Here is a 15,892-nt window from a genome sequence, read left to right as displayed (position 1 = left end):
TTACAAAACCAGCATGCCACCGGCGCGAAGCTGCGTCCAGGTCATGGAAATCATAAATTCCTCGAAGCTGCCCAATCCGGCGGCTTCGAAATCGTTTCTCAATCGCTCCAATGGGTAAGCTTCTGCATTGGAAGACAGTAGCTTAGGCATCATTTCCACCAGCCACTCTCCTATCGCCACGTCAGTTTCAACGGCCCATTCTTTCTTCTTGTTATAGAAAACCAATTCAGCGATCTCGTAGACCTTTTTGCCTTTTTTTTCTTCAAAAACAGACATTTCGGGCAGGCTTCCCAGCCAGGTAACTACGGCATTCGGCCTGTTTGCCAGGTCAGGCAGCTCACTAATGCTCTTTTCAATGTAATTAGGCGGAATGGAAGTGGGCGGCACTTTGAAGTCGAACCACCGGGAATGTGGAAAATCGAGGCAGACGCCGTGCATATAATTGAACAGCGATTTCCGCAAACCCTCGCCAAACAAATCGTGGTTCGCGCCCGAGGGATCATCGTGTTCCAGGTCATTATTCGCGAAATCACCAACATTCGGCCCGATCCGCATCACATCAAATTCCTCCGGGTGCAGTCCCACAGGACTATGCGCCGTCATCGCAAACCGATGCCAAAAGCCTGATTGCACGATGCCCGCCCGAAACAACTGCCGCACCATTTCAAGCGAATCAATTGTTTCCTGCGCCGTTTGCGTCGGAAAACCATACATTAAGTATGCATGCACCATAATGCCCGCCTGCGTAAACGCATCCGCCACGCGCGCAACCTGCGCAACGGTAACGCCCTTCTTCATGCGCTCCAAAAGCCGGTCAGAAGCCACTTCAAGCCCGCCGGAAATGGCAATGCAGCCCGAAGCTTTTAACAGCAGACAAAGGTCGTGGGTAAAATTCTTTTCAAAGCGAATGTTCGTCCACCAGACAACGGTGAGTTTCCGTCTGATAATTTCCAGGGCCAGATCCCGCAGCAATGCCGGCGGCGCGGCTTCGTCTACAAAATGAAAGCCATTTTGCTGCGTTTGCGCAATGATTTCTTCGATCCGATCGCAGAGTAAAGCGGCCGTCATGGGCTCGTAACGTCTGATGTAATCGAGTGATATGTCGCAAAACGAGCATTTGCCCCAGTAACAACCATGCGCCAATGTAAGTTTGTTCCAGCGTCCATCGCTCCAAAGCCTGTGCATGGGATTAACAATTTCAATCACCGACAAGTAATCGTGCAGAGGCAGATCGCTGTAATCCGGCGTGCCCGTATCGCGCTGCGGCACATCCTTTTCCTTTGCGCCATTATGATAAACGACCACGCCATCGACGCTCGAATAAACACGTTTCAGCTGCGAAATTTCCCTTTCGCCATCCAGATATTCCAGCAGCGAAAGCAAAGGAGCTTCACCATCATCCAGACATATAAAATCGATGTAATTAAAAACCCTGGGTTCTTTCAATGTGCGCAATTCCGTGTTCGGAAAGCCGCCGCCCATAACGATTTTAATGTTGGGATAATGCTTTTTTAAATATTGCCCACATTTAAAACCACCGTATAAGTTTCCCGGAAAAGGCACAGAAATGCAGACAATGTCAGGCTGGTATTTTTGTATTTTCTGTTCCAGAACATCGGTTAAGGTCCTGGACAACAGTGTATCCGGCGATTCCAACGCCGCTTCCATTTCATCAAAACTCGTTGCAGACCTCCCCAACCGTTCTGCATATCGGCTGAAACCAAAATGCGGATCAACAGCCTCCTGGATCAGATCGCCGAGATCTTCGAGATATAATGTTGCAAAATGCCGCGCCTTATCATGGATTCCCATTGTCCCAAATGCCCAATCCATATCTTCCAATTGCTGAAAACGGCCCGCTTCCGGCAAATAACTGCGGTCACAAATGCTGTGGGCTAATGTTGGGTTTTGGTTTTTGAGAAAGCGGATGACAGGATCAATGGTGGTGATATAATCATCTTTCAGCGAATAAATCCGGAAACTATTCTCCGTAAGCGCTATGTCCGAATCATCGAGCTGCGCAAAAAGCGTCTTTAACCCCTTCGAAGAAAATAACTCCAAAATCACATCAATCCCCAGATCCGCCTGATACGACTCCCTACCCAAGGTGTTCAAAAACCCTTTCAGATAAGCCGTAGCCGGATAAGGCGTATTCAACTGCGTAAATGGCGGCGTGACAAAAAGCGTTTTCTGCTGCAAGGTGACTTTTAGTTATTAAGCGGTGCAAAGGTACGACGCTAAGACAAAAAGATCATCAACAATTTATAGCCCGATTCCCTGGGATTCTAGTATCTTAAACGTCTCAACCATTACCTTTCCACATGCCCGGCGTCCTTTTACGATCCTTTTTGAAGATTACTTTTCTGTTCGTTTTCTCGGTTTTAAGCCTGACCCTTTTCGCCCAGAAAAGCAAAACATACCCTCCATCCCCTTTTCCTGACCGTGTTATCCTGGGTTATAAGGGTGCCCCGGCGACTTCGCAGGCTGTGAACTGGCGGACGGATTCGACGGTTGCGAAGGGAATTGCGGCGATTCATGAAGCGGATCCTTCACCGGATTTTGTGCCTAATGCAAAGATTGTGAATGCGCTGACTCAGGCAGTTAAGTTGGATGGAAAGCTTGTGCATTATCATGAAGTGAATTTTACGGATTTGAAGCCTTCCACGCAATATGTTTACCGCGTTGGCGATGGGGAGAATTGGAGTGAATGGTTTCATTTTACGACGGCTTCGGATAAAAATGAGCCGGTTTCCTTCCTTTATTTTGGAGATGCACAAACGGAAGTGCGCTCGCTATGGTCACGGGCCATTCGCGGTGCCTACTCGACATTGCCGAAAGCGGATTTCATGATCCATGCGGGCGATTTGATCAACCGATCCAATGAAGATCACGAGTGGGGCGAGTGGTTTGAGGCAGGTGGCTGGATCAATGGCATGATTCCCAACCTTTCGACGCCCGGGAATCATGAATATTTTAAAGACACAGATCATGATTTGAAAGTCTCCAAGCATTGGCGTCCGCAATTTGCCTTGCCCGAAAACGGGCCGGAAGGAATGATTGAAACTGCATATTACATTGATTATCAAAACAACAGATTCATTTTCCTCAACTCCGAAGAAGCCGATAACAGCATTCGCGCGATGAACCGGCAAGCGGAATGGTTTGAGGAAGTTGTAAAAACCAATCCAAACCGCTGGACGGTTGTGGTGCATCACCATCCCGTTTATTCCACCAAACAAGGCCGCAGTAACGACCGCTGGCGCAGGAAAATGGAGCCGCTTTACAAGAAGTACAATGTAGATATCGTGCTGCAAGGGCACGATCACAGTTATGGTCGTGGCCTGAATATGCCCGTGGGCGAAAGCCGCCAGACACCGGATGGACCGATTTACGTCGTTTCCGTCAGCGGACCGAAAATGTACGACATTGGTTTGCAGGACTGGATGGACCGCGCGGCTTCCAACACGCAATTATATCAGGTGATCACCATCGATTCGGCCAAATTGGCCTTTAAAGCATTCACTGTCAATGGTGATCTGTACGATTCATTTGAGCTGAATAAAGATAATAAGGGCAAAAATACGCTCGTGGAATTAGAAGGCACATTGCAAATGAAGGAAAGACTGGAACTGCCGGAGCGTTATATGAAGACATTCAAAGAGGCTGATCTGAAGCATTATAACGAGCGGTTCCAGGAATACAAAAAGAGAAAAGCGTTGAAGTGAGAAATCGGCGTTTTAATGTTTGCAAACCGGAATTTTGAAGCTATTTCCTGACAGCCCAGAAAATGGCATTCTTGAAAATAGTTTTATAAACATCACTTTCAAACAACACCGGCGAATGTCCCATGAAGATGTAAACATTCTTCGCCTTCACTTTCGTATTAGACCAAATGACCGGATGGTCGCCCATTTTGACCTTTGAATCAGGCGAATAGGTGGATTCATCAACGCTCGCGAGCACATCCACATTAGGCCGCGGGCTTTTGTCATAAATGTACCACTCCTCCTTTTCAACCAAAAAAGATGCCGGAACGCCTTTCATAACCGGATGATTTTTCTTCTCAATATTCACAGTTCCCGCCGCAAAATCGGCAATGTAATTTTTGTAACGAATGCCGCCCATAAAATCTGAAAACCAAGGCCATATTTTATAACCATCAAACTCACCAAGTAATGTGGCATGATGAAACCCGATCCAGCCGCCTTTTCCTTCATTGATATATTTTTCAAACGACGCGGAAGCTTCCGGTTTCCAGGCATAAGGAACATAATCGAGTTGAATAATTAATTGATAGTTAGCAAGATAGGCCTCGTTAATAGGATCTGTGTTATCAATGTAATCAATAGTAAAATTCTCCTTGGCAGCCAATGAATCCAGCCAGATCCGCGCCCGTTTCGAATATTCAATGTGATGTCCGCCCGGCTCAGCCATGGCTAAAACCCTGAACTGCTCCTTTTTCGTTTGTGCAAAAGCTGCCGTGGATGCGACGAAAAGCAGGCACGCGATCAGATATGCGGGAAATTTCCCGGTGAACATTTTCATGATTTACAGGTGTTTAGGAATCAAAACCGTCCTTATTTCAAGACGGGCAATAAGATGCTGCTGCTGTATTGTGCGTTATGGTGAATCGTAATTTTTGATTTTTGAAAATCCGACTCACTGGCTTCAAAAATGTTCAGGAATTTCTGTGGGTTCCTGTCTACCAGCGGAAACCAGCTGCTCTGGATCTGCACCATAATGCGGTGGCCTTTTTTAAATGTGTGCGCCGTTTCGTTGAGCTTTACCGTCACTTTTTCCACTTTGTCTTTTGTAAAAGGCTCCGGTTTTGAAAAGCTGTTGCGGAATTTTCCACGAAGCACTTCTGCCCGCACCATTTGCTGGTAACCGCTCATATCCACTGCCTTATCACCCTCTTTAGCACCAGGAACCGACGTGTTGGCGGGCCATACATCAATCACTTTTACAATAAAATCCGCGTCAGAGCCAGTTGTCGAAACCATTAAATTGGCAATGATCTCGCCGGTTAATGTCACATCAGTTGTCAAAGAATCTGTTTGAAAGCTAAGCACGTCCGGCCGTTTGGAGGCAAATCGCTGATCTTCGGCCATATATGCATTATTCCTGCGGCTGCCCGTCACGCTTGTGTAGGGAACCGGGTTGGCAGGATCGCTCTCATACGCCGTTTCACCTATTTTTGTACTTGGCTTAGCTGTTGTTAGTGAACCTTTTGCATTTAAATAATAGGGCGTCGGCTCACTATTCTTCGGTGGCCAGACATCATAATTTTTCCATTGATTTGAACCCGTTTCGTAAACCGTCACCTCGGGCTGATCAAAGCTGCCTTTTCCTTTGAGATAAAAATTAAAAAACTTCGTCTCGATCTCTTCCTGGAAATATTTGTTCAAATCGCCACCAAAATCATATTGCGCGAACGACTTCCATTGCGGCGCAGCCCAGCCGCCATGCGTCCAGGGGCCCATCACGAGGCGATTATTGTTGCCCGGCGTCTGCTTTTCGATGGCCGCATAAGTCTTCAAGGCACCATATAAATCCTCCGCATCAAACCAGCCTCCAACAACGAGCACAGCAGGTTTAATGTTTTTCAAATGCTTCTTAATGTTCCGGCTTTCCCAAAATTCGTCATAAACGGGATGTGCCACCGTTTGCCGCCAAATGCTGTTGGGATCCGAAAAATAGGCGTCTGTATTGGCTTTTTTCAAAGGACCGAAGTCAAGAAAATATTTGTAAGCATCCTTATATTCCGCATTGAAAAACGACTTATAATTTTCACCATCCGCGCTTTTTGGACCATCAAAACCGCTATAAAAACCAAAGTTATCCATCAGGAAAAATGCGCCATTGTGATAGCAGTCATCGCCGATAAACTCATCAGACATAGGCGCTTGCGGAGAAACGGCTTTCAATGCAGGGTGCGCATCGGGCAAGGCGGCAGAGGAATAAAACCCAGGGAAGGAAATGCCTGATTGACCCACCTTACCATTGTTTTTGGTGTTTTTCAAAAGCCATTCAATCGTGTCATATGTGTCGCTCGATTCGTCAACATCCTTATTGCCCGATTTCTTCTCAATGGCAGGCGTCATCTCCCGGAAGGTGCCTTCGCTCTTGTAACGGCCACGCGCATCCTGGTACACGAAAATGTATTTTTCACGCATTAAATAAACGTTCGGGCCGAGGCTGCGGCGATATTTATTCACGCCATAAGGCCGCACCGAATAAGGCGTCCGCTGCATAAGGATCGGGTAAGCCTGGGACGAATCTTTGGGCGCATAAATAGCCGTAAAAAGCTTCACGCCATCACGCATGGTGATGTATTGCTCGGTTTTAATGTAATTTTCCCGGATCCAATTTGTATCGGGAACCGCCTGATTTTGAGCCTGACAAATGCAGGTGGAAAGCAGCAAAATGAGCAACAGAAAACGTTTATGCATGGCTGGCTGTTAATGATGAAAATATAGTGACCAAAAATACAGAAGAAAGTGTTTGTCAAACATAAAACTTTTTACCTTCCCGTTTATTTGCATTTCCCCCGTCGATGATCCGAATTCTTAAAAAATCCCTTATGATATTATTTATTTTGCTGGCGTTGCTGGTCTTTGCCAGTTACATTTTTATGGAGCGGCCGCAGTTTGGCCGACAACCCTCTGGAGCGCGTTTGGAGCTGATCAAAAAGTCCCCGAATTACAAGGATGGCAAGTTTCAAAATGAGAGTTACACGCCTGATTTGGCAGAAGGGTCCAGTTATTCCAAAGTGCTCATCAAATTCTTTTTTGGCAAAAGCAAATACAACATTCCGGGCGCAACCATTCCTTCCCAAAAGATTGATTTACTGCATTTAGACCCAAGTGAGAACGTTTTAGTATGGTTTGGACATTCTTCCTACTTCATGCAGATCGATGCCAAAACATTCCTAGTCGACCCTGTTTTCAGCGGCAGCGCCTCCCCCGTCCATTTCACAACGCCCAGCTTTAAAGGCACCGATGTGTATGATGTTGAGGATTTCCCGAACATTGATTACCTGATGATTTCGCACGATCACTGGGACCATTTGGATTACCCGACCATATTAAAACTGAAAGCCAAGGTTAAAACCGTCATCACGGGCCTCGGCACAGGCGAACATTTCGAGCGTTGGGGTTATAAAACAAGCACGCTGATTGAAAAAGATTGGAACCAGGGCGCAGATTTGGGCGTCGGGTTCCGGGTTGACATTACGCCGGGAAGACACTTTTCAGGCCGCGGCCTGAGCCGTAACAAGGCACTTTGGGTCTCGTTTGTACTGCAAACCCCAACCATGAAAATCTTCATCGGCGGCGACTCCGGCTATGACCAGCATTTCAAAAGGATCGGTGAAAGATTCGGACCATTTGACCTCGCCATACTCGAATGCGGCCAATACAACGAAGCCTGGAAATACATCCACATGATGCCCGAAGAAACCGTAACGGCAGCCCACGAGCTGAAAGCTACCAAACTAATGCCCGTCCACTGGTCTAAATTCTCCCTCGCCCTCCACGACTGGAACGAACCCATCCAAAGAGCCACCACCGAAGCAAAAAAACAAAACATGCCGCTGGTAACACCCATGATCGGACAGAAAGTGAATTTAAAAGGGGACAATGTCTTCACCGAATGGTGGAAACAAGCCGCGCTGCAACCGGAGGATTAACCAGCTCTGCCGCAGGGACAATATAGTTGTGAATGTTGTAGGATGTTTTTAAAATTGAGTTTCTGTACGTAAACACTTGAAATTATGACACAGGAATTGGTTGATAAGGTTAGGGCTTATGTGAAGGCAAGGCGGATAGAACTCGAAAATTCACCTAATGCGGCTGAATTGGCTAGGGAACACCTTCGAAAAATCGGTTATCTTGATCAAAACAATGAAGTTAGTGAGGCTTACAGAGGTGGAGTTCCGGAGAATCGGAACGAAGCTACGAGCTCCATCTGACTAAGACTTTTTTAATTCGCACACTATAATAATTAAATGCACCCTTTTCATTACTGTGACGTAACAGTCTATGGCTTTCACGGCTGTAATGTCAACGTCAAAAATCAGATTCTTAGCGGCGCTGTAAAGTTTGAAAAAAGTGCCAACAGATATGACTGGCTCGGTTCAGGGGTGTATTTTTGGGAAAATGATTTCCTAAGAGCACTAGATTGGGCCGAAGATATGCATGGCAAATTTGCGGCGGTTATCGGAGCAAGAATAAAGCTGGGCCGCTGCTTTGATTTGTCTAATTCTTTTGCAAAAAACCTTCTCAGGTTTTCCTATGAGGATATGCTTGTTGAATGGCGCGAGGCAAACATGCCTCCGATAAAAAACAAGCCACATCCGAAAGGAAAAGGCAATCACCAAGATTTCATCCTCAGATATCTTGATAAAGTAATCATCGAAAATGCATTGGTCTTAGCAGATATGCAGGAACCGAATATTCGCTACGATACCGTACGCGCACCGTTTCAGGAAGGCTTTCCAGTCTATCCCGGCAGCGCCTTCCGCGAACACGATCACATTCACTTATGCGTCCGAAATCCTGATTTGTTGATTGATTTGTTTGATCCGGAAGAGCTGGAGTGATCAAGCCAGAACAACCTCTTTCAACTTTTCACCCAGATCATGAATAGCATCTTCTAATTTCTTTGCTTGCTGTTCAGAAGGGAATTTTGTTCCTGCGACATAGTGTCTTACCAACGATGGATTAAGGCCCGCTCGCTTTGCTAATGCCCCAACTTTGATGTCATCAAACAATTCAAAAAACGCACTCAAATCGTAGGCATAATCGAAGGTAAAATCGGATTTCTTAAGATTTTGCCAATCGGCATTTGATTTGCCTTCGTGTTGAATAAAGTCTTCAAGTAGATCTCTCAGATTGTCGGTAATCTCAGCCACTGTGCTTCCGCTTGTTACAGGCAAATAGTCTGGCACATTCTCTATGCGTCCCCATAATTCGTTATCGCCTTTTTCTATGATGATTGTCAGTTTCATGTTTCAATTATTAAGGCCCGCTTGTTTCAAAATTTTCTTTAATGTCCCAATTGGGATATCCTTATGGCCGTGAAAAGCAACAGGGATTGTTTCGCCACTGTCTGGATGCTTAAAAATTCGATGACTTCCACGGCTTCTGACTTCCATCCATCCACGCTGTTCGAGCAGGCGGATCAATTCTTTTGCATCCATTGTATAGTGTGTTAAAAAAACAAAGGTCGCAAATTTGCGACCTTTGTCGAATATCTAGGTAATTTTTTTCGGGAACCACAATCTCATTGTGACATAGAAACTACTACGGCGCCTTCACCATTCACAAAATGCCTGATATTCTCCCGGCTAACATTTTTTTCCGCCTGCCACAGATCGTAATTTTTTTGCAAGTTTAACCATAGCTCAGCACTTGTATTGAACCCTTCGGAAAGCTTAACTGCCATTTCTGAACTTACTGACGCCTTTTGATTCAATATCGCTGAAAGCGTGCTTCTGCTAATTCCCAGCCCCGCAGCAATTTCAGTAATAGTAAAAGCCCTGCCCGACTCCTCGTGCAAACCTTCTATCATCCCTGCCAAAATCGCACCCGGATGAGACGGGCGCATTCCTCTTTTTAACATATGAATGCTCTTAATGATAGTCAAGATAGTTTACATCAAACACATTTCCATCAACAAACCGAAAAATGATCCGATAGTTTCCGCTTACTCTTATTGAATAGAAGTCTTTGAATTCACCGGTTAATTTATGCAACCTGTATCCTGAAACGTTCAACTGCTCAATTGTTTCAGCCACGTCTAACAAAGATAAAATTTCCCGAATTCGTTCCACCAGATGTGGAGGCAGTTTTGACGAGTTATCATCTTCAAATAGAAGATGTAAACCCTTATGCTGAATGCTTTCAATCATCTTAACAGTGCCAAACTCTCAGATAAAATCTTGAAGTAAACAGCGCTGATGCACATTCGGGTAGTTTTGATATCATATATATAGTGTGTCTAGTTTTTGTAAATATCGTTAATCTTTCCTCAACTCCGCAACCTCCCTCTCCAACTCGCGAATCCGATCCTCCTGCCGCAAAGCCTTCCGCTGCAATTCGATAAATTCATCTTTGGTAATCGTTATTTGATTTGAGAGTTCGGCTTGCTTTGTAAAAATCGGCTCATCACCGCCCTCGCCTAGTAATAACCAATAAGGATTTACCTCGAAGGCCTTTACAATGTCGGCGACGGCATCAGCAGTCAAATTTCCACTTCCCTTTTCAATTCTGTTATAGGTCGCCTGCGGGACATTAGCCTTTTTTGCAAATTGAACTGCGTTAATTTGCAAAACTTCCCTAAGCTTTTTTAGCCTGTCAATCACGGAAATTTATTGATTTGATTATAAATATATTCATTTTGGTAAATAATATTATCAAATTGACTATATTTGTGTAGCATTATCTGATTAGCACAATTTACACATATTATACAAATGGAAATAACTAGATTACCGATTAAGCAACGATTACTTATTCGTTTTCGCAGGGCCAAAGAAATGGCAGGTCCAAAATGGAGAGACAAGCTGGCTGAGCACAACCAGTTTTTTGATACGAGAACTGGTGAAGCTTACATGCGTTCAGTGGCTCAGGCGCTTTCCGATCCGAGACGTGGCGATGTGGACCGGATTGAGCATGTTACTTTGGCTTTGGAGGAGATTCCGGGGATTAGTAATGTTCGTATTTAGTTAATGCTCCGAATCGGGTAAAGCAAACGCCAGACAACAACAAAAAAACCGCCCTAAAATAGGACGGTTTTTGAAGTTTCTGAAAGCGCATTCCGCGCGGTTATGTGACCCATAGGGGAATCGAACCCCTGTTTCAACCGTGAAAGGGTCGTGTCCTAACCGCTAGACGAATGGGCCGACTGGTCTCCTACTTCGCGCGTTTTTTAAGCACTTTCTTTCACTTTTCGTTTCCGTTTTCCGAAATCGTGGTGCAAAGATGCACGACCGGTTTTTAAATTCCAAACTTACAAGAGAAATAAAACGAAGTTATTTTACACTGTCCTGATTTCCAGAACATTCAATCCAAAACTTTTTTTTATTCAATATCCCATGCCGTTAAATTGAGGTAACTTTCTAATTTTGGAATCCTCGTTTTCCATTTCATTTCCTTCAATATATGTTAAAACGTTTCTGCTGGTCATTGCTGCTGCTTTTTTCCCAATTCGCAGTGGCGCAAAATAAAACGCCGGACGAATTCCTGGGTTTCCCGCTCGGCTCTAAGTTCGCATTTCATCACCAGATCGTTGATTACATTAAGTTATTGCAATCGCAAAATGCAGACCGGGTGAAAATCGTCCAATATGGCAGCAGCAACGAAGGCAGGCCGCTGATGGTGGCATTTATTTCCTCGCCGGAGAACATTGCGAATCTGGAAAAGATCCGCACAAACCATTTAAAGAGCATTAAACTCCTGGATGGCAAACCGGATGCCGCCACGCCGCCGATCGTTTGGATGAGTTATAATGTGCATGGAAATGAGTCAGTTTCGGCGAATACGAGCATGAAAGTGGTTTATGAGCTGCTGAATAAACAGAATACGCTGACACAGGATTTTCTGAAAAATATGGTCGTGATGATCGATCCTTGCATTAATCCGGATGGGTATGACCGCTATTCGCAATGGTATAACCGCGTGCAGAATGCGACACCGGATGTAACGCCATTTGGGCTGGAACATGACGAACCCTGGCCTGGCGGTCGTTTTAACCACTATTTGTTTGACCTCAACCGCGATTGGGCGTGGCAAACGCAGAAGGAAACGAAGGAACGCATTGCGCTTTACAATCAATGGATGCCGCACTTCCATGCCGATTTTCATGAAATGGGCCACACCAGAAGCTACTATTTCCCTCCTGCTGCCCGTCCATTTCACAAGGACGTAACTGCGTGGCAAAGGCAGTTTAATGATTTGATCGGGGAATATTGCCGCAAATATTTTGATAAAAACAACTGGGCCTATTTCACCCGATATAATTACGATCTCTTTTACCCAAGTTATGGCGACACCTGGCCTACGGTCAATGGCGCAATTGGCGTGACTTATGAGCAAGGCGGCGGAGGAAGGGCTGGATTAGGCATTGAGCGCAAAGACGAACATGATACATTGACGCTCGCCAGCCGCATTTCCCATCATTATGCGACGAGTCTGGCCACGTTGGAAGCGGTGCTTTCACAAAAGGAACGCATTGTTTCTGAGATGATTAAGTTTCATGAAGATGCCTTAAATGCGCCTGCAGGTTCTTTCAAAACCTACATTGTGAAGGCCAAAGGAAATGAAGAGCGGATTCGTTCTTTCAGCGAATGGATGACGCGCCAGGGCTTTATTTATGGCATTGCTGGTAAATCTGCATCCACAAAAGGCACGGAGCTGACGACATTGATCGAGCAGCCCGTAAAAATTGAGAATAATGATTTGCTGATCAGCGCCTATCAGCCTAAATCGAACTTGCTGAGAATTCTCTTTGAGCCCAAACCGGTGCTGGAAGACTCTGTAACTTACGATGTTACGAGCTGGGGACTTGCTTATTTGTATGGTTTGAAAGCTTATGGATTGAAGGAAAAACTGGCTCCGGCAGCGTATCAGTCAGAGAAAATTGAAAATCCGATTCCGTCGACTTCACCTTACGCTTATCTGGCCCAATGGTCTGAGGTTGAGCACACTGCGTTTCTTGCAGAGTTGCTGAAAAACGGAATTTTGGTCAAAAGCTCGAATATTCCGTTTGAGATGAATAAGTCGAATTTTGAGGCTGGGACATTGATTATTCCTAAAAAAGGAAATGAAAACCTGGCTTTCGATAAACTTGTCACTTCTATTGCAAACAAACACTTTGTCAAGCTTACGCCTGTGCAAACGGGTTATGTGAGCAGCGGCGCGGATTTTGGAAGCGATTACATTGTGTCGCTTAAAGCGCCAAAGGTGGTTGCTGTGACGGGTGAAGGCATTAGTCCGACTGCTGTCGGCGCTGTGTGGCATTATTTCGAGCAGCAGATCGGTTATCCGGTGACGATGGTGAATGGTTCGCGGCTTTCCACATTGCCCTGGAATGAGATCGATGTGCTGATCCTTCCTGACGGCCGTTATAGTGACATTATCAATGACAAACAGCTAGAAGCTTTACAAAACTGGATCCGGAATGGTGGAAAACTCATTGCTATGGAGCGCGCAACTGATGTTTTTGTTGGAAAATCGGGTTTTAATCTGACCAAAAAAATGTCGGACAGAAAGAAAGATTCCGACACATTTAAAAAATACGGCGATCAGGAAAGAGAAGACGCTGGCGACACTTCGCCGGGCAGCATGTTTCAGGTGACGATGGACACAACGCATCCGCTGGCATTCGGCTGCGGAAAGGAATATTTCACCCTCGTGCGGGACGCCTACGAAATGGATTACCTGAAAGACGGCTGGAATGTGGGTTACCTCACCGAAACGGGCTACAAAGCTGGATTTGTAGGCAACAAAATGACCGGAAAGCTCAAAAACACATTGGTCATGGGCGTGCAGGACATGGGCCGCGGCCACGTGGTTTACCTCATGGACGACCCCGTTTTCCGCTCCATGCTGTATAGCGGGAAGATTCTGTTTAGCAATGCGGTGTTTAGGTAATTAGAAATAGCGAACCGCCAGTTCATAACCCCGAAGCCCCAACCCACAAATCATTCCCTTACAACGCGACGTCAAATAGCTATGGTGGCGGAAGGATTCTCTGGCGTGGATGTTGGAGATGTGGACTTCTACGGCCGGAGTGGTTACCGCGGAAAGGGCGTCGGCCAAGGCGATGGATGTGTGTGTGTAGCCGCCCGCATTGATCACTATGCCGTCGAATGTGAAGCCGACTTCGTGGATTTTGTCTATTAATGCGCCTTCATGATTGGATTGAAAATAATGCAGTTCAGTGTCCGGAAAAAGACCTTTCAGTGTTTCGAAATAATCCTCAAATGATTGGTTACCATAAACGCCGGGTTCGCGTTTGCCTAAAAGATTCAAATTAGGGCCGTTCAGGATCAGGATCTTTTTCATTCAATAATCAGATTAACAGTTCTTCTATGTGGCAAAGCTACATCAAACATTTTAAAAATTATCTTCGGCTGGAACGCTCCCTATCGGGCAATTCAGTGGAGGCTTATGTGCGGGATGTTGAGAAACTGGAAGAATATCTTGAATTGGCAAAAATCGATTTGCCCCCCGCGAAGATTACGGAGGAACATTTAACGGCTTTTCTGAAATATCTGTCCGAGCTCGGCCTGGCGGCACATTCTCAGGCGAGGATGCTTTCGGGCATTAAAGCTTTTTTCAAATATCTTTTGCTGGAAAATGAGATCACCGAGGACCCGACCGAACTCCTGGAATCCCCTCGCCTGCCGCGCAAGTTGCCCGATGTGCTTTCCTATGAAGAAATTGAAACAATGTTATCTGCCATCGACCATTCCACGCCGGAAGGAACGCGAAACCGGGCGATTATTGAAGTGCTGTACAGTTCGGGATTACGAGTTTCAGAATTGACTGGCTTGCAGCTTACACATTGTTATTTCGACATTGGCTTTCTGCGGATTTTAGGAAAAGGCGATAAGGTAAGACTGGTCCCGATTGGCAAAGAAGCCATTAAATACACCCAGATTTACCTCGAACACGTCCGCAACGACATTGCACCGGCCAAGGATGCAGAGGACATTGTTTTCCTGAACAGAAGAGGCGGTCAGCTTTCTCGTGTGATGATTTTTATAATGATCAAGGACATTGTGGAAAAGGCTGGAATCCACAAAAATGTGAGCCCGCACACATTCCGTCATTCATTTGCGACCCATTTGATCGAAGGTGGCGCGAGCTTGCGCGCAGTGCAGGAAATGCTTGGGCATGAGTCGATTACGACCACGGAAATCTATACGCACCTGGATCGCGATTATCTCCGGCAGGTTATTACAGAATTTCACCCGCGAGGTTGATTACTTCACTTCTTCCAGCAGCGAATCCAGTAAAAGCGAATCAGAGTCCGGCGTGGCGCCTGGTAATGCGCGGTTCAGTTGCTTGGGCTTGTTCCAGGGAGCGGTTGTACGGCTCGACATGTCGTAGGAAATGTATACGAAGAGCGCAATAAAAAAGACGGTTATGGCAATGAAAATGCTGCGGTTCTTGTTTGGTTTGTCCATTTTACTCAGCTTCGCTCACTTGTTTTGGTGTTTTGTATAAAGTCAGCTGCCCGGTCTTTGCCGAAAGCTCTTCCCATTTTAGGCCTTCAAATTCAATGATGGCAACGCTTCCTTTCTTCATCGAACCTAAATCCGCTCCGGACATATATTCCGCAAAATGGCTGATATCGGGATTATGGCCAAATAGCATCAGCTTTGAAAAGCTTTCCGAAACAGAATTCAATGCGTTTAAATAAGCTTTCGGCCCGCCATCGTAAAGGTCTCTGTCAGAGATCAGCTGATCCGTATTCAAGCCCAACTTTTCCGCGATAATTTCGGCAGTCTGGTAAGCTCTGGGAGCCGGACTAGAAACAAAAATATCAGCACTAATATTGGCCGTGGCAAGCCATTCCCCCATCTTCGCCGACTCGCCCAGTCCCTTGTCATTAAGTTTTCTGTCAAAATCCTTGATCAAAAAACTATGGTCCTCAGCGGTGGCGTGGCGAACGAGAATTAGCGTCTTTTTCATTTTTCTTTTTTTTCCAAAATTACAGATATCCTGCATTTAAACCACTTTGCAGGGACACGAAAATCAGCCTGAATTTTTTGCCACTTAGCGAGCTCATACAACCTTTCGACATTAATTATTCTACAATCCGCGACAATTAATCTGTATTTTTGTTTCTTACATACCTATGAAATAAAACCCACTAGCAA

18 protein-coding genes and 1 tRNA gene are annotated in these 15,892 nt (G+C 45.6%); 7 read left to right on the top strand and 12 right to left on the bottom strand.

The window, feature by feature from the left end:
- Complete coding sequence (locus L0660_RS09715) at nucleotides 1-2,199, bottom strand: radical SAM protein (protein ID WP_235159318.1); 2,199 nt, start codon at nucleotides 2,197-2,199, stop codon at nucleotides 1-3.
- Between the two features lie 122 nt (nucleotides 2,200-2,321).
- On the opposite strand from L0660_RS09715, the gene L0660_RS09710 reads away from it, so the two are divergent.
- Nucleotides 2,322-3,725, top strand: coding sequence for an FN3 domain-containing metallophosphoesterase family protein (locus L0660_RS09710; protein ID WP_235159317.1), 1,404 nt, complete (start codon nucleotides 2,322-2,324; stop codon nucleotides 3,723-3,725).
- 40 nt (nucleotides 3,726-3,765) lie between these two features.
- Here the strand turns inward: L0660_RS09710 and L0660_RS09705 are convergent, their stop codons facing one another.
- Complete coding sequence (locus L0660_RS09705) at nucleotides 3,766-4,545, bottom strand: ThuA domain-containing protein (RefSeq protein WP_235159316.1); 780 nt, start codon at nucleotides 4,543-4,545, stop codon at nucleotides 3,766-3,768.
- 32 nt (nucleotides 4,546-4,577) lie between these two features.
- The gene (locus tag L0660_RS09700; protein ID WP_235159315.1) at nucleotides 4,578-6,452 is read right to left on the bottom strand and encodes a CocE/NonD family hydrolase; all 1,875 of its coding nucleotides are present in this window, start codon (nucleotides 6,450-6,452) and stop codon (nucleotides 4,578-4,580) included.
- A 131-nt stretch (nucleotides 6,453-6,583) separates the two neighbouring features.
- On the opposite strand from L0660_RS09700, the gene L0660_RS09695 reads away from it, so the two are divergent.
- The 3 genes from L0660_RS09695 (at nucleotide 6,584) to L0660_RS09685 (ending at nucleotide 8,602) form a co-directional block, all read left to right on the top strand.
- Complete coding sequence (locus L0660_RS09695; protein WP_235159314.1) at nucleotides 6,584-7,690, top strand: MBL fold metallo-hydrolase; 1,107 nt, start codon at nucleotides 6,584-6,586, stop codon at nucleotides 7,688-7,690.
- A gap of 84 nt (nucleotides 7,691-7,774) precedes the next feature.
- Nucleotides 7,775-7,972, top strand: a complete 198-nt coding sequence (locus L0660_RS09690; protein WP_235159313.1) for a hypothetical protein — start codon at nucleotides 7,775-7,777, stop codon at nucleotides 7,970-7,972.
- A 36-nt stretch (nucleotides 7,973-8,008) separates the two neighbouring features.
- Nucleotides 8,009-8,602, top strand: a complete 594-nt coding sequence (locus L0660_RS09685) for a hypothetical protein (RefSeq protein WP_235159312.1) — start codon at nucleotides 8,009-8,011, stop codon at nucleotides 8,600-8,602.
- Here the strand turns inward: L0660_RS09685 and L0660_RS09680 are convergent, their stop codons facing one another.
- From L0660_RS09680 to L0660_RS09660, 5 genes are all read right to left on the bottom strand, one after another.
- Nucleotides 8,603-9,010, bottom strand: a complete 408-nt coding sequence (locus tag L0660_RS09680; RefSeq protein WP_235159311.1) for a helix-turn-helix transcriptional regulator — start codon at nucleotides 9,008-9,010, stop codon at nucleotides 8,603-8,605.
- 3 nt (nucleotides 9,011-9,013) lie between these two features.
- Nucleotides 9,014-9,202 (bottom strand): type II toxin-antitoxin system HicA family toxin, encoded by a 189-nt coding sequence (locus L0660_RS09675; protein ID WP_235159310.1) that lies wholly within the window; start codon nucleotides 9,200-9,202, stop codon nucleotides 9,014-9,016.
- 83 nt (nucleotides 9,203-9,285) lie between these two features.
- Nucleotides 9,286-9,624, bottom strand: a complete 339-nt coding sequence (locus tag L0660_RS09670) for a HigA family addiction module antitoxin (RefSeq protein ID WP_235159309.1) — start codon at nucleotides 9,622-9,624, stop codon at nucleotides 9,286-9,288.
- Nucleotides 9,625-9,634: 10 nt separating this feature from the next.
- On the bottom strand, nucleotides 9,635-9,913 hold the full coding sequence (locus tag L0660_RS09665) for a type II toxin-antitoxin system RelE/ParE family toxin (protein ID WP_235159308.1): 279 nt from the start codon (nucleotides 9,911-9,913) through the stop codon (nucleotides 9,635-9,637).
- Between the two features lie 108 nt (nucleotides 9,914-10,021).
- Nucleotides 10,022-10,366 carry a helix-turn-helix domain-containing protein gene (locus L0660_RS09660; protein ID WP_235164011.1) on the bottom strand — a complete coding sequence of 115 codons (345 nt, stop codon included), beginning with the start codon at nucleotides 10,364-10,366 and terminating at the stop codon, nucleotides 10,022-10,024.
- Nucleotides 10,367-10,477: 111 nt separating this feature from the next.
- Here L0660_RS09660 and L0660_RS09655 point away from each other — a divergent pair, with 111 nt between their 5' ends.
- The gene (locus tag L0660_RS09655; protein ID WP_235159306.1) at nucleotides 10,478-10,729 is read left to right on the top strand and encodes a hypothetical protein; all 252 of its coding nucleotides are present in this window, start codon (nucleotides 10,478-10,480) and stop codon (nucleotides 10,727-10,729) included.
- Between the two features lie 105 nt (nucleotides 10,730-10,834).
- Here L0660_RS09655 and L0660_RS09650 read toward each other — a convergent pair.
- Nucleotides 10,835-10,906 (bottom strand) — tRNA-Glu (locus L0660_RS09650).
- Nucleotides 10,907-11,165: 259 nt separating this feature from the next.
- On the opposite strand from L0660_RS09650, the gene L0660_RS09645 reads away from it, so the two are divergent.
- Entirely contained in the window at nucleotides 11,166-13,655 is a 2,490-nt protein-coding gene (locus tag L0660_RS09645; protein ID WP_235159305.1) for a M14 family zinc carboxypeptidase, read from the top strand.
- On the opposite strand, the gene aroQ is transcribed toward L0660_RS09645, so the two are convergent.
- Nucleotides 13,656-14,069, bottom strand: a complete 414-nt coding sequence (gene aroQ, locus L0660_RS09640; protein WP_235159304.1) for a type II 3-dehydroquinate dehydratase — start codon at nucleotides 14,067-14,069, stop codon at nucleotides 13,656-13,658.
- A 26-nt stretch (nucleotides 14,070-14,095) separates the two neighbouring features.
- Here aroQ and xerD point away from each other — a divergent pair, with 26 nt between their 5' ends.
- Entirely contained in the window at nucleotides 14,096-14,992 is an 897-nt protein-coding gene (xerD, locus tag L0660_RS09635; protein WP_235159303.1) for a site-specific tyrosine recombinase XerD, read from the top strand.
- On the opposite strand, the gene L0660_RS09630 is transcribed toward xerD, so the two are convergent.
- Both L0660_RS09630 and L0660_RS09625 read right to left on the bottom strand, forming a co-directional pair.
- Nucleotides 14,993-15,196: a hypothetical protein gene (locus L0660_RS09630; protein WP_235159302.1), complete on the bottom strand. Its 204-nt coding sequence runs from the start codon at nucleotides 15,194-15,196 to the stop codon at nucleotides 14,993-14,995. It abuts the gene before it with no gap.
- A 1-nt stretch (nucleotide 15,197) separates the two neighbouring features.
- Entirely contained in the window at nucleotides 15,198-15,704 is a 507-nt protein-coding gene (locus L0660_RS09625; protein ID WP_235159301.1) for a histidine phosphatase family protein, read from the bottom strand.
- Nucleotides 15,705-15,892 lie beyond the last annotated feature (188 nt).

Source organism: Dyadobacter sp. CY351 (assembly GCF_021502625.1).
Taxonomy (GTDB): domain Bacteria; phylum Bacteroidota; class Bacteroidia; order Cytophagales; family Spirosomataceae; genus Dyadobacter; species Dyadobacter chenhuakuii.
This window is presented reverse-complemented; position numbering and strand designations above follow the sequence as displayed.

Bases quoted from the DNA above. Each gene is read 5' to 3' on its own strand.
- L0660_RS09710 (WP_235159317.1), top strand. From the start codon at position 2,322: ATGCCCGGCGTCCTTTTACGATCCTTTTTGAAGATTACTTTTCTGTTC.
- L0660_RS09705 (WP_235159316.1), bottom strand. From the start codon at position 4,545: ATGAAAATGTTCACCGGGAAATTTCCCGCATATCTGATCGCGTGCCTG.
- L0660_RS09700 (WP_235159315.1), bottom strand. From the start codon at position 6,452: ATGCATAAACGTTTTCTGTTGCTCATTTTGCTGCTTTCCACCTGCATT.
- L0660_RS09695 (WP_235159314.1), top strand. From the start codon at position 6,584: ATGATATTATTTATTTTGCTGGCGTTGCTGGTCTTTGCCAGTTACATT.
- L0660_RS09690 (WP_235159313.1), top strand. From the start codon at position 7,775: ATGACACAGGAATTGGTTGATAAGGTTAGGGCTTATGTGAAGGCAAGG.
- L0660_RS09685 (WP_235159312.1), top strand. From the start codon at position 8,009: ATGCACCCTTTTCATTACTGTGACGTAACAGTCTATGGCTTTCACGGC.
- L0660_RS09680 (WP_235159311.1), bottom strand. From the start codon at position 9,010: ATGAAACTGACAATCATCATAGAAAAAGGCGATAACGAATTATGGGGA.
- L0660_RS09675 (WP_235159310.1), bottom strand. From the start codon at position 9,202: ATGGATGCAAAAGAATTGATCCGCCTGCTCGAACAGCGTGGATGGATG.
- L0660_RS09670 (WP_235159309.1), bottom strand. From the start codon at position 9,624: ATGTTAAAAAGAGGAATGCGCCCGTCTCATCCGGGTGCGATTTTGGCA.
- L0660_RS09665 (WP_235159308.1), bottom strand. From the start codon at position 9,913: ATGATTGAAAGCATTCAGCATAAGGGTTTACATCTTCTATTTGAAGAT.
- L0660_RS09655 (WP_235159306.1), top strand. From the start codon at position 10,478: ATGGAAATAACTAGATTACCGATTAAGCAACGATTACTTATTCGTTTT.
- L0660_RS09645 (WP_235159305.1), top strand. From the start codon at position 11,166: ATGTTAAAACGTTTCTGCTGGTCATTGCTGCTGCTTTTTTCCCAATTC.
- aroQ (WP_235159304.1), bottom strand. From the start codon at position 14,069: ATGAAAAAGATCCTGATCCTGAACGGCCCTAATTTGAATCTTTTAGGC.
- xerD (WP_235159303.1), top strand. From the start codon at position 14,096: ATGTGGCAAAGCTACATCAAACATTTTAAAAATTATCTTCGGCTGGAA.
- L0660_RS09630 (WP_235159302.1), bottom strand. From the start codon at position 15,196: ATGGACAAACCAAACAAGAACCGCAGCATTTTCATTGCCATAACCGTC.
- L0660_RS09625 (WP_235159301.1), bottom strand. From the start codon at position 15,704: ATGAAAAAGACGCTAATTCTCGTTCGCCACGCCACCGCTGAGGACCAT.